This is a genomic window from Morganella sp. HMSC11D09 (assembly GCF_001807955.1).
GTDB classification, from domain to species: Bacteria; Pseudomonadota; Gammaproteobacteria; order Enterobacterales; family Enterobacteriaceae; genus Morganella; species Morganella morganii.
The window spans coordinates 44,634-57,955 of the sequence record NZ_KV791692.1; the positions used below are offsets into that span (position 1 = coordinate 44,634).

Annotated in this window: 11 protein-coding genes; 1 reads left to right on the forward strand and 10 read right to left on the reverse strand. The window is 51.9% G+C overall.

The window, feature by feature from the left end; genetic code table 11:
* Positions 1 to 88: 88 nt before the first annotated feature.
* Positions 89 to 1,228: a DHA family class C beta-lactamase gene (gene blaDHA, locus HMPREF3119_RS10180; RefSeq protein ID WP_070579616.1), complete on the reverse strand. Its 1,140-nt coding sequence runs from the start codon at positions 1,226 to 1,228 to the stop codon at positions 89 to 91.
* 110 nt (positions 1,229 to 1,338) lie between these two features.
* Between blaDHA and ampR the strand changes: the two genes are divergently transcribed.
* Positions 1,339 to 2,214: a LysR family transcriptional regulator AmpR gene (gene ampR / locus HMPREF3119_RS10185; protein WP_070579619.1), complete on the forward strand. Its 876-nt coding sequence runs from the start codon at positions 1,339 to 1,341 to the stop codon at positions 2,212 to 2,214.
* A gap of 3 nt (positions 2,215 to 2,217) precedes the next feature.
* On the opposite strand, the gene hypA is transcribed toward ampR, so the two are convergent.
* The 9 genes from hypA to HMPREF3119_RS10230 all read right to left on the reverse strand — a co-directional run bounded on the left by hypA (position 2,218) and on the right by HMPREF3119_RS10230 (position 12,789).
* Entirely contained in the window at positions 2,218 to 2,559 is a 342-nt protein-coding gene (gene hypA / locus HMPREF3119_RS10190; protein WP_004193196.1) for a hydrogenase maturation nickel metallochaperone HypA, read from the reverse strand.
* Positions 2,552 to 3,043 (reverse strand): hydrogenase-2 assembly chaperone, encoded by a 492-nt coding sequence (gene hybE, locus HMPREF3119_RS10195; protein ID WP_070579621.1) that lies wholly within the window; start codon positions 3,041 to 3,043, stop codon positions 2,552 to 2,554. The genes hypA and hybE overlap by 8 nt, the downstream gene beginning before the upstream one ends.
* Positions 3,036 to 3,530, reverse strand: a complete 495-nt coding sequence (locus HMPREF3119_RS10200) for a HyaD/HybD family hydrogenase maturation endopeptidase (RefSeq protein ID WP_070579624.1) — start codon at positions 3,528 to 3,530, stop codon at positions 3,036 to 3,038. The genes hybE and HMPREF3119_RS10200 overlap by 8 nt, the downstream gene beginning before the upstream one ends.
* The gene (gene hybC, locus HMPREF3119_RS10205; protein WP_070579627.1) at positions 3,530 to 5,233 is read right to left on the reverse strand and encodes a hydrogenase 2 large subunit; all 1,704 of its coding nucleotides are present in this window, start codon (positions 5,231 to 5,233) and stop codon (positions 3,530 to 3,532) included. Before hybC ends, HMPREF3119_RS10200 begins: the two co-directional genes overlap by 1 nt.
* Positions 5,230 to 6,411, reverse strand: a complete 1,182-nt coding sequence (gene hybB / locus HMPREF3119_RS10210) for a Ni/Fe-hydrogenase cytochrome b subunit (RefSeq protein WP_070579631.1) — start codon at positions 6,409 to 6,411, stop codon at positions 5,230 to 5,232. The genes hybC and hybB overlap by 4 nt, the downstream gene beginning before the upstream one ends.
* On the reverse strand, positions 6,401 to 7,384 hold the full coding sequence (hybA, locus tag HMPREF3119_RS10215) for a hydrogenase 2 operon protein HybA (protein WP_036416591.1): 984 nt from the start codon (positions 7,382 to 7,384) through the stop codon (positions 6,401 to 6,403). The genes hybB and hybA overlap by 11 nt, the downstream gene beginning before the upstream one ends.
* Positions 7,385 to 7,386: 2 nt before the next feature.
* Positions 7,387 to 8,520 carry a hydrogenase 2 small subunit gene (hybO, locus tag HMPREF3119_RS10220; protein ID WP_024474542.1) on the reverse strand — a complete coding sequence of 378 codons (1,134 nt, stop codon included), beginning with the start codon at positions 8,518 to 8,520 and terminating at the stop codon, positions 7,387 to 7,389.
* 868 nt (positions 8,521 to 9,388) lie between these two features.
* Positions 9,389 to 10,705 carry a sodium-dependent transporter gene (locus tag HMPREF3119_RS10225; RefSeq protein ID WP_004236374.1) on the reverse strand — a complete coding sequence of 439 codons (1,317 nt, stop codon included), beginning with the start codon at positions 10,703 to 10,705 and terminating at the stop codon, positions 9,389 to 9,391.
* Positions 10,706 to 11,079: 374 nt separating this feature from the next.
* Complete coding sequence (locus HMPREF3119_RS10230) at positions 11,080 to 12,789, reverse strand: pyridoxal phosphate-dependent decarboxylase family protein (protein ID WP_004240468.1); 1,710 nt, start codon at positions 12,787 to 12,789, stop codon at positions 11,080 to 11,082.
* Positions 12,790 to 13,322: the final 533 nt, after the last annotated feature.

Sequence of the window (13,322 nt, forward strand, 5' to 3'; positions counted from 1 at the left end):
AAAACAGCCCATAAAGCAAATTATTGTATAAGGAATAATCTTAAATTACGGCCCCGGCGTATCCGCAGGGGCCTGTTCAGGGAAAAAATTATTCCAGTGCACTCAAAATAGCCTGTGCGGCTTTGACTCTTTCGGTATTCGGGTAGTTTTTATTCGCCAGAATCACAATCGCCACCTGTTTTTCCGGAATAAAGGCCACATAGGCGCCGAAACCAGTTGTTGCCCCCGTTTTATGCACCCAGGAAGCACGGTTATACGGCTGAACCTGGTTGTCTGTTACCGGGTGCGGCTGCAATGCGACCTCGTTGGTCACGCCGTTAATGATCATATCTTTCTGCTGCGGCCAGTCATACATTTCCCAGCCCAGCCCCTGGTTAATCGCGGCGGTTTTATAGTAGCGGGTCTGTGCAAGATACATTGCCATTTCCAGATCCGCATTACCGGCCCGTGACGGCTCCATATTCATTTCCGCCCAGCGCAGCATATCTTTTGAGGCGGATTTCACGCCGTAAGATTCCGCATCAAGCTGTCCCGGCGACACGCGGACCGGTTTTTTGTTTTTATAACCGTACGCATACTGGCTTTGCGCACTTTCCGGCACAGTAATAAAGGTGTGAGATAACCCCAGCGGTGCCAGGATCCGTGCAGTCAGCAACTGCTCATACGGCATCCCCGCCGCGTTTGCGGTCAGAGCACCAAACAGGCCGATACTGCTGTTTGCATACAGACGCATATCGCCCGGTTTCCGGGACGGCTGCCACTGCTGATAGAAATTCAGCAGATCCGCACGGCTTTTTACCGCATCCGGCACCTGTAACGGCAGTCCGCCTGCGGTATAGGTAGCCAGATCCAGCAATGTGATCCCCTTCCACTGCGGCAGAGCCAGCTCCGGCTGGTATTTTGCCGCCGGATCATTCAGCGCCGTCTCTTTTTTCGCCACAGAAACCGCACCCAGCACACCTGTGAAAGTTTTACTTACAGATCCGAGCTCAAATAGTGTATTTTCAGTGACCGGCTGTTTTGCCTGAATATCGGCAAAACCATAATTGAAATAATAGGGCTTACCCTTTACGGAGACGGCAACCGCCATCCCGGGAATATCCTGCTGTGCCATCAGCGGTTTAATGGTGCTGTCCACCACCGCCGCGACATTATCAGCGGCAGAAAACCCCGGGGCGGAAAACGCCAGCAGAGCGGAAATCAGTGTTGCAGATAACGATTTTTTCATCAGAATTAACCTTCCGTGTGTGAGTGACGGCGGCAAGTATCGTCAGATTCACCAGACAGAACAAACGGTTAATTATAACAAGAGCCTAAAGAAAAACTTACAGGTGGATTATGGTCAGACGTTATCTCCCCCTTAACCCGCTGCGCGCCTTTGAGGCCGCCGCCCGTCATCTCAGTTTTACCCGTGCGGCGATTGAGCTGAATGTCACCCATGCCGCCGTCAGCCAGCAGGTCAGGGCTCTGGAAGAACAACTCGGCTGTGTGCTGTTTACCCGCGTCTCACGCGGACTGGTGCTGACCCATGAAGGTGAGGGATTACTGCCGGTGCTCAATGAGGCGTTTGACCGGATTGCGGATACTCTGGAGTGTTTTTCTCACGGGCAGTTCCGTGAGCGGATGAAAGTCGGTGCGGTGGGAACATTTGCCGCAGGCTGGCTGCTGCCGCGTCTGACCGGATTTTATGACAGCCATCCGCATATTGATCTGCATATTTCCACCCATAATAACCATGTGGATCCGGCGGCGGAAGGGCATGATTATACGATCCGTTTCGGTAACGGCGCGTGGCATGAGTCAGATGCGGAACTGATTTTCAGTGCACCACACGCTCCGCTGTGCTCACCGGCCATTGCAGAACAGTTACAGCAGCCGGATGATGTTCACCGCTTTACCCTGCTGCGCTCATTCCGCCGGGATGAATGGAGCCGCTGGCTGGATTGTGCGGGCGGCACACCGCCTTCCCCGTCACAACCGGTAATGGTGTTCGATACCTCACTGGCCATGGCCGAGGCGGCACAACTGGGTGCCGGGGTAGCGATCGCACCGGTATGTATGTTCAGCCGCCTGTTACAGTCAGGCGCACTGGTACAGCCGTTTGCCGCAGAAATCACCCTCGGCGGCTACTGGCTGACCCGGTTACAGTCCCGTACGGAAACCCCGGCCATGCAGCAATTCGCCCGCTGGCTGCTGAATACGGCGGCGGAGTAAAACTCACTCACCTTCCAGGCTTTTTACCCGTAAATCATCACCTTCACTGATGCGCAGCCGTTCACTGCCGCAGTGCGGACAGCATCCGGCGTGCTGCATGATTTCGGCCTCACGGCTGCAATCCCAGCACCATGCCTGTGCCGGGATAACATCAATATGCAGTGTGCAGCCCTGCGCCACGGTATCACGGCAGGCGATATCAAAACAGAAATGCAGTGCACTCTCCTCAACATCCGCCAGTGCGCCGACTTCCAGCCAGACATCCGTTACCCGCGCAATGCCGTGCTGTTCAGCCTGTTCGCGGATAATGTCCGCCGCACTCATGCACAGGGATAACTCATGCATGCCGGGGTACCGGTTTTCCGGTAAACAGCGCCCTGCGCCCGGCCATCGCCGGAGCATCCGGGTCCGTAACCGGCAGTGAAAGCAGCATACGCGCACTGTCATCCGCCAGCCGCATCCCTTCCTGCGGTGACAGTGTATGCGGAAGCGGCGACAGCAGCGAACACGCCAGATACTGAGATACGCCCTCCAGCTCACCGACGGTGAATGTCATGATGCCGTACGGCAGCCGCAGGCCGATTTTTTCACTGACTTTACGCTGCGGCCAGAGCTGCTCCGGCCCCGGAAAAATCACGGCACTGAACATCCACGGCGTGATCACACAACCCGTCCACTGCCCTTCAAACAGCGTCAGTTCCGTGACATAAACCGGCATTGACGGGTGCAGGAAGGTGAGATCGTGCATAGTATCCGCCGCTACTTTTTCAAACGCGTTGCGGATCTGCTCTGCCGGGCTGTGCATAACGCCCTGAATATCCTCAGACATCTGCCGTCTCCTTCTTCACCGCCTCAACACCTGATTCACGCAGTACAGCCAGCACCTGCTGCAGTACCGGTTCAACGGCAGCCTGCAGTTGCGGGGTCAGACCGATATCCGGCTCCAGCGAGGCCGGAACCACGCCCACCAGCGTCAGTTTGGCGGGGAATTCCCCGGTAAACCGCAGCGCGGACAAGACATCGGATAACCCCAGCTGATGCGGGGAGATTTTATTAGTGAACAGCGCCGGAACCTCCTCATCCCGCAGAATGCGGATGGTGCCCGGGGCGCTTTTCGCCGTCACAATAGCGTCAGTGATAATCAGATGATCCCGCCCGGCCATGCTGTCGAGCAGTTCCATCCCCGCCGTGCCGCCGTCCATCACTTCCACATAATCCGGCAGGATATAGCGCTCCGCCAGTGCTTCCGCGATATGCACGCCGATGGCTTCGTCAGTCAGCAGAATATTGCCGACACCTAATACCAGAATCCGCATTACAGCACCTTCACTGATACCGTTTCACGGCCATCAACATCAACAATATGAACCGCACATGCCATACACGGGTCGAATGAGTGGATAGTGCGCACTACTTCCAGCGGTTTTTCCGGATCAGCAATTTTCAGCCCGACCAGCGACTGCTCATACGGCCCCGCCACATTATCGTGATTGCGCGGCCCGCAGTTCCAGGTGGACGGTACCACCGCCTGATAGTTCTCAATCACGCCGTCTTTGATCACCACCCAGTGCGATAACATGCCGCGTGGTGCTTCCAGGAAACCCACGCCTTTTATCACGCCGGTGGCCGGGAATTCCGGTTTCACATAAGTGATATGATCCCCGGTACCGATATTGGCGATCAGCGCGGCATACTGGTTCTGCAACACCGCCTGTAATTCACAGCAGTGCACCGTACGGCCGATAATCCGCCCGAGTGTGGAATGCAGCTGTTTCACCTCCAGCGTGTTGCCGGTCAGGGTCTGGTAAACCGCGATAATTTCATTCAGTTTTTCGGCTGTGCCGGGGTGTTTTGCCGCCAGTTTACAGAACATATTGGCCAGCGGGCCGACTTCCACGGTTTTGCCGTACAGCGTCGGTGATTTCACCCACGAGTATTTACCGTCCGGATCCCAGCCGGTGTATTTCGGCTCAGTTGTGCCTTCCCACGGTTTCTGCGGCGCTTCATCCTGATACCAGGAGTGCGGAGAACTTTCCTGAATCCCTTCCAGCAGGAAAGCATCCGTCTGGGAATCGATCGGGCGGAAAGTCGCTAAGTCAGTGTTTTCAATGTAGCCGCCCGGGAACAGGAAACTGCCGTTTTTGCCGTCGGTCGGGAATTCCGGGGTGCTCAGGTAGTTCACTGCGCCCTGCCCGGTTTCAAACCACTGCGGGTAAAATGCAGCAATGACCGCAGTATCAATTTTATAAACCTGCTCAACGAAATCATTCAGCTTGTCGATAAATGATTTGATATACATCAGGCGTTCCAGGTTCAGCACACCGATACCGTCGGGGTTAATCGGGTTTGCCACGCCGCCGACCGCCAGGTTCTGAATGTGCGGCGTTTTGCCACCCAGCAGCGCCACAATACGGTTAGCATCGCGCTGGCATTCCAGCGCCTGTAAATAGTGTGCGACGGCAATCAGGTTCACTTCCGGCGGCAACTGCATCGCCGGGTGTCCCCAGTAGCCGTTGGCAAAAATCCCCAACTGCCCGCTCTCCACCAGTGCTTTGATTTTATCCTGCACTCTGACGAATTCCTGCGTGCTGTTAAGCGGCCAGTCAGACACATCGTTCAGCATGGCAGAGGCTTTTGCCGGATCCGCTTTCAGTGCGGAGGTAATATCCACCCAGTCCAGCGCGGAGAGCTGATAAAAGTGGACGATATGGTCATGGGTGGTGTGCGCCGCCAGAATGATATTGCGGATATACTGCGCATTAACCGGCACATCCAGGTTCAGGGCATTTTCCACGGCACGCACCGATGCCAGCGCGTGTGTGGTGGTACAGACGCCGCAGATGCGCTGGAGGATCATCCACGCATCACGCGGATCTTTCCCTTTGACGATTTTTTCCATTCCGCGCCACATGGTGCCTGACGCCCAGGCTTTGGTGACCACACCATCGCCGATTTCACAGTCAATGCGTAAATGTCCTTCGATACGGGTAACCGGATCAATCGTAATTCTCTGGCTCATGACTTGCTTGCCTCATGATAAGGGTGAGCTGCGGTTTTATTGACTGCAGGGAGTATCGGTAACAGGCGGATCAGGAAAAGGTAAGCGCAGATCTCAACAGCCACGAAACCAATGGAAATTAACAGTTCTTCCGTCGCCGGGAAGTAGTGATAGCCATTGCCGGGATCAAACGCCAGCAATGAATAGGCGAGACGCCATGCCGCACAGCCGAGCATCATGCTCAGTGCGCCAATGTAGAGCAGCCGGGAGTCACGGCGGAACGCCGGGATACTGAAGACCGCCAGTGCAATCACCATCAGCACAATCTCGCACCAGAACAGCACAGAGTAATAATCCCCCGCGAAAGCCAGTCCGAGCTTGCCGCGGTAGATCAGTTCCCCGAAGCGCAGCACCAGAAACAGAGCCATCAGCACACTGACGGTCAGTGCCAGCTTGCCGAACAGGCGTTTTTCATCGTGGCCGTTGCCTTTCAGGCCGCTCTGTACCAGGGAGCCCTCAAATACCACAATGGAGAATCCCATAATAAAAGCGGTGAGCAGAGAGAACAGCGGCAGCATTTCATAGCTCTGCCACAGCGGATGCACTTTATAGCCCGCCGCAATCATCAGGGAACCCATTGAAGACTGGTGCATGGCCGGTAACAGTGCGCCGAGCGCTATCACAAAGAACATGATTTTGTTCAGCCGCTTAAGGGAGACTTTCCAGCCCATGCGCTCACAGAACGCCGGTGCCAGTTCCAGTGCCATCACGCCGATATAAATCGTCATACAGACCGCGGTTTCCAGCAGGACGGAGTTAACGTTGAAAATACCCGGAATAAAGAAGTTCGGCATATTCCAGTAACGGCCGAGGTCAATGGTGATAGACAATCCGCCCAGTGAATACCCCAGCAGGCTTGCCAGCAGCGCCGGACGCACCAGCGGGTGATATTCCCCTTTGTTGAACACATACACCGCCCACGCCAGCGCCCAGCCGCCGCAGGCAAAACCGGTGCCGATCAGCAGGTCAAACGCAATCCAGATCCCCCACGGATAACCGCCGTTCAGATCAGAGACTGACCCCAGCCCGAAGACCAGACGTTTGACGATAAGCAGAACGCAGAGGATAACAAGCGGCCCGAAAATGATGATCGGCTTACTGAATAATTTGCCGCCGAGGGGTTTGGGATCATGACTCATGATCATCACCTCCGTCGTGAGTGTCATTTTTGCTGTTGCGGCGCACCAGCACAGTGAGCCCGGCCAGTACCGCCAGCGGCAGGATCATCCCTTTGTACAGCGTGTGCTGGATGTTTTCAGAGCGGGCTCCGGTGGAGAGTTCAGCCAGTTCCGGCAACTGCAGATTTTTATACGGCACGCCGGTCAGTACCATCACCTGGGTTCCGCCACCCTCTTTTTCACCGTACAGATGCGGGTAATAGGAAGGCACGGGATGTTTGTAGTTATCGCCGGTTTTCAGTGTCTGGCGCGGATAGGCATATTCCTCTCCGGCTGTCAGCCCGAGACGGTTTTTCGCCTCACTCATCAGATCTTCGCGGGTGCCGAAGATAATCGCCCCGGTCGGACACACTTCCACACAGCCGGGTAAACCACCTTTATCGAGCAGTTCAACACCCTTCTGGTTACAGAGTTCACACTTGTGGATCATACCGAACGGGTTGTCGTAATCGTATTTCGGCACATCATACGGGCAGCCGACCATGCAGTAGCGGCAGCCGGTGCAGATATCTTTGTCATAATGCACAATACCGGTGACCGGATGCTTTTTCAGCGCACCGACCGGGCAGACGGAGACACAGTTCGGATCGACACAATGCATACATTGCTTCTTGATGTAGGCATAGCCGTCCTTTTCCTGATCTTTGTGTTCGCCGGTACCGCTCGTCCACACCTGGATAATGTTGTTGGTGTACGGCGACAGCTTGTCATTGTTAGACCACGTCTGCGCCCCTTCCGGATTACGGCCGGGGAAGTTGATATCCTGGCATTTGGTCACACACGCCTGGCAGCCGACACACAGAGTGGAGTCATACAGCATGCCTAATGCACCGGGGATAGGCGGGCGGTTCTCCGCCGCCGCGTGGCTCACGGATGTATTACCCAGCAGTAATGCCCCGCCGGAAGCCACTTTAATAAAGTCACGCCTGTTCACAGTTACTCTCCCCGCGGATCGCCGGACCGGTTTTTCTTCTGCTGGCGGCCCAGCTCACGGACAGCCATCACACTGACACCGGCCACCAGACCAACCACGCCGCCAAGCAGACCGATAGCGCCGCCCGATACCGAACCGCCCTCTTTCAGTTCCACATCCGGTTTTTCAGAACGCGGTGTCTGGTTCTGTACCCCGGCGAGCTGGTGGATCCCTTTGTGGAAACCCACTCCGGCCTCGTTACAGCCATAGCAGGGATGCCCGATAGCCACCGGCCACACGCCGCCGACATCACAGAACTGCAGTGTGGAGCAGTTGCCGTGCGTTTCCGGTCCTTTGCAGCCGAGGTGATAGAGGCACCAGCCTTCACGGTGACCGTGGTCGCCGAATGCTTTGGCAAAACGTCCGGCGTCAAAGTGAGCGCGGCGCTCGCAGTGTTCGTGGATCAGACGACCGTAAGCAAACAGCGGCCGGTTTTTGTCATCCAGCCCCGGGGCTTTGCCATAAGTGATGATGTGGGCAACCGTTGCCAGGAAGTTATGCGGGTTAGGCGGGCAGCCCGGAATATTAATCACGGTTTTGCCGGGCAGAACCGCTTCCAGTGATGCCGCGCCGGTCGGGTTATCACCGGCAGCAGCCACACCGCCCCAGGCGGCACAAGAGCCGATGGCAATAATTGCGGCAGCGCCCTCCGCTGCCCGGCGGATGTGATCGGCAATCGGCTCGCCGGCAATCATGCAGTAAATGCCGTTATCCTTCAGCGGTACAGAGCCGTCCACCACCAGCACATATTTGCCTTTGTATTTCTCAATCGCATTGTGCTTATTGGCTTCCGCCTGATGACCGAATGCTGCCGAGAGTACCTCGTGGTACTCCAGCGAAATCATATCAAGGATGAGATTTTCGATGGTCGGGTGCGTCGCCCGGAGCAGGGACTCAGTGCAACCGGTACACTCCTGTGCAGATATCCAGATGACGGGGGGACAATCCTTACGGCTGACGGACGCCGCGATTTCGGCAGATGCATTTGCACTGAGACCCATGGTGGCCGCTAAGGCCGCACAGAGTTTCAGAAAGCTTCGCCGGTCAATACCCTCAGAAGTGATATCAGAAGTAATAAAGGTATTATCTTCGATCATTCTCTATATTCCATTGTGTTAATTTAATATTAATATAATCCGGTTATTATTAAATTACTGAGACACGGAACATAATCAATAAACAAAAAAATAAAATCTGAAATATTATTTTACAGATAATGAGAATTTTTTCTATTTTTAACATTTAATCTATTTATCGGTTTTATTAATTTATATCAATTTAATATATAGCGCACCGGCTACCCGCAATGAGAATGGCGGAATTTTTCACTACCGACAGGAAAACAGGCAGCATTTACCATCTGCTTCTCACCCGTTATTCAGATACAACCCTGCGTGTTTTCAGAATTAACTGAATCAGGGTGAATAATGAATTTCACATAACCACAGCCATTTAAAATAAAAATGAAATACATTCTCATCCGGTGTTATTTAATCGGTTAAGCTCAAATAAATGCTATTTTCAATAAAGTCACGCAGTTATTTATCACTAAAAAAATCAATTTCCATAATATGGAGAGTTATTTATTTTGATTTAAATCAATTAATATTAAATATCTTATTTTTCTTCCGGGATAAATCAAATCTAATTAATCAGCTATTATCACCACAAAAAGAGTAAAAATAGTGAATAACACCTGAAAATGCATAATAAGACGATTATCCTTGTAAAACAGTCAGCTATTTATACGTAGGCGGACAATTTATATTCTGTTTATTATTCGTTTTAATAGTGATGATCACCTGAAACAATCATTTCATTTTCATCCTTTCTGTCTTTTTTAATGAGATGAGCATCAAAACCGATGCCGCCCGCTCATTCAGCGGCTTCCCGGGGGGGAATTACCGGTTCTGATAGTCAGTAAAACACAACGGCCCGGATCCCGGGCCGTTTTTCTATCTGTTACTAACTGATCAGACCGTGTACCAGAATCACACCGATACAGATCGGTCCCACATAACGCCAGACCAGTAATAAACTCTGACGTTTCAGTCCGGTAATATTTTCCGGAATCAGCGCATTCGCTTTACGTGACCAGCCGAAAATCAGGCAGACAGCAATACCGAACAGCGGCATCAGAATATTGGATGTCAGGTAATCGAGGATATCAAAAATCGTTTTCCCGCCAAGCGTCACATCACTTAACGGCCCGAAAGATAATGACACCGGGATCCCCATCAGCATAATCGATGCCGTCACCACCAGGCCCGCTCTGCGGCGTGTCCACTGAAAACGCATCTGAACATACGCCACAATGTGTTCCAGCAGTGAGATAGCGGATGTCAGCGCCGCCATCAGCAACAGGACAAAGAACGTCACTGCCAGCACAGATCCGCCCGGCAGATGGGCAAAGTACACCGGCATGGTCATAAAGGTCAGACCCGGACCGGCATTCGCTTCCAGACCGGCCGCCGCTAATGCAGGGAAAATCATCAGTCCGGCCAGCACACACACCATGCAGGAGAGGATCACCACCCACATACTGGAGTTGGCAATGCTTTTGTTATCAGACAAATACGCGCTGTATGTAATGTGGATCCCCAGACCGATAGAGAGGGAGAAGAAAGCCAGCCCCAGCGCATCCAGCACGCCTTTGCCGGTCAGTTTGCTGAAATCCGGATACAGGAATAATTTCAGTCCGGCGGATGAGCCGGGTAAGCTAATCCCGACGATAATCAGCACGATCATAATAATAAACAGTAACGGCATCATCACTTTCACGGATTTTTCCAGTCCGCGCTGCACCCCGGCCAGTACCACAAAGCAGGTCATCCCCGCAAACACCAGGTGAGCAATCACCGGCCACCACGGGTTACTGATAAAGCGGGTGAAAATGCCGGTCAGCTGGCTGCTGTCGGTAATGTTCAGCTCACCGGCGGCGGCCATTACGGTGTAACCGATAGTCCAGCCGCCGACCACGCTGTAGAAGCTGTAAATACACCAGGAGCTGAATACACCAATCACCCCGATCCACGCCCAGTGGCGTCCCATCATTTTTTTAAAGGCGTTGACGGCTTCACTGCGGGTGCTGCTGCCGAGGATATTTTCAGCCAGTAATACCGCGAGACCGATAACAAAGCTGAATAAGAGGAAAACAACCAGGAAGGCGCCACCGCCGTTATTGGCGGCTACATACGAAAATTTCCAGATGGCGCCGATGCCGATGGCAGACCCGGCAGCGGCTAAGATATGACCAAAACGGGATGTCCATTGCTGACTCATACGGCCTCCTGCGGTGTTATCTGAGAGACAGAAGCGGCGGCAGAACAACAGACCGATCGTGAAACTGCGCTGATAATAATCCTTGCGGTAAAACCTGACATCATAGGAACTCTCCCGAAAAAAACAGTTCCACCAGCAGGTTTACACGCACAAAAAAGCCACCTTACTGGTGGCTTATGAAGAAAAACAGATAAACGAAGCCACCTAACTGAGTAGTAGGTTTAGGCTTAGCTGACGGTTCATCATGCGGTTCATCGGTTTACTCTTCTCTGAAAATCATTAATTTTTGCTTCACAGGCAGTGCCGTTATATGACACTGCCTTGACGCTCTTTTTCTCTTATACCACAAACAGAAAAGAAAAAAACACCCTTTTTTATTCTGCACTCATGGTTTTAAGCATTTTTGCAAATGCATCGATATGATGACGCTGCGTCACCGGGTTCATAAAGACCGCCTTTTCCCCCGGAATATACGCGAACCGGTTATGCTCCGCATAGGCCGAGCAGGCGATAGAATCCACCCAGTTGGTAAACAGTCCTGCTTTACCGCGTTTCAGGAACAGCTCACGATGCCAGCGGCTGTTGCGCACCATCATGTCATAGGCCGTTTTATCTCCGGCACAGGTCAGTTCGTGTGCAAACATTGCCTGCGGATCATTCACCAGTTTCGGTGAATAGAGACGGAAACCGACACTCGGACCCTGGTTTTCCGGCACCATCACACAGGCATTGCCCATGGATAGCAGTTGGTTGCGCATGTAGTTCGCATTTTGCAGACAGTGCGCAATGATGGTCTGATAACCCTCAACCCCCAGATAATGCAATCCGGCATAAGCCCCGAACACACCGACACCGCTGCGGCTGCATTCAATGGTGGATTGCAGGTGAGTCTGCCCTTCCAGCGCATGCTCAAAATAGGTGAAGTTTTCCGGGTCATTTTCCAGTGCTTTGAAATCATCACCGTCACGCACCATCACCAGACTCGAGGTATACGGCACATAACCCCATTTGTGGAAGTCGATAGTGATGGAATCTGCATATTTCAGCTGTTTAAATTTCTCAACATTGTGACGCAGACCAGCCAGGGTGGCATCGTTAATCGCCAGCGGGTTGGTGTTAAAATCATAATCAATAAAGAAAATAATCGGCCAGCCGACCGCCGCATCCACGTGAATATGCGGTTTTTCTGTAATTTCGAACTCTTCACACAGGCGGTTGCGCAGATCATAAACCTGTTTGATTTCATCGACACCAAAGGTATCGGTTGTTCCCGCGGTCAGCAGGATCACCGGGATCTTACAGTGGACGGTATAGCAGGCACGGATTTGCTGCTCCAGATCCGCCAGGTCAATGGTGTTATCTGACGCCACCCGGATACGGATTGTTTTATTTGTGATATCCACACCTAACAGGGACAGGTTAGTCATATTGGAGTAGTGACCGCCCTGTGAGTTGATGATCCGGAAATCCTGATCAACGGACATCCCGAGATGTTTTGACTGTTTCAGCGATTTACGGATCCCGAAGAGATAGCCGTACAGATTGCACATGGTTCCGCCCTGGGTGAACAGACCGGATGCTTTGTCCGCATCATAGCCAATCAGATTGGCCACTTTACGGATAACGGTTTTTTCCATGTTATCCGCCACACCGGAGTATTCGCAGTACACCATGTTCGGGTTACCCAGCAAGCCCAGCATAGAGCCGTAAACTGCCGGGTCTGACGGCATGGCGATAACGTTTTCCACGGCCAGCGGGTTTTCCCAGTTTTTGCACAGCGCGGACGCAAACACCAGTAAATCATCCTGCCCTTCTCCCGGACGGATCACGTTCTGACGGACATGTGACTCACCGGCCAGTTGTGCAAAAAGATCCTTACCCTGCGGATAGCGGTTGATCTGCTGCACATCCGCGTCGGTGGTCTGGCGGAACTGAGTAATTGCCTGAATTTGCGGGTGATTAAAAATCGGCCATTTGCCGGGATCCCGGCTGAAGAAATCACTGATGACGTTTTGGTATTTAACTTCGAAATCTTTATTTAACGCATTCGCAGAGGCGAGCGTGATAAGTTCTGACTGATTCACAATGAGCTCCAAAATAGTAAATTACGCTGAGGTAATGTCATTACTTTGCGCCAAACTCATTGCATTTTAAATGATCTCAGAACTATAAATCACGTTACGAAATTAATAATAAAATCATAAATATCAATAATATATATACATTCAATGCATTTTATGATGACTAATAATTTTTCATAAATGTCGATACGATCACAATTTTTTACTCTGTAAAATAAACATAATTCAGTTTTTAAATTCATAAATTAAGCGAAAATACAGTTTTATATTCCACAAAACAAAGCAAATTACAAATTATTAACAGAAAAAAGAAGACGGGTCATTAATATTGTTTAGTTTTCATTACTATTTTTCTCTGTTGTTATTTCTCTTCTGCTGAAAAACCACGGTTATTTTGCCGGTTTTTCCGTTTTTTGCAGTGGTTATTCCCTCCGGCAAGATAAAATACCGGCGGATAATAAAAATCCCCTGAATATTACTAATGAATCCCGGCAGCCCGTTTTCCGTCGGTGGCAGCAAATACACGAATAACAGTA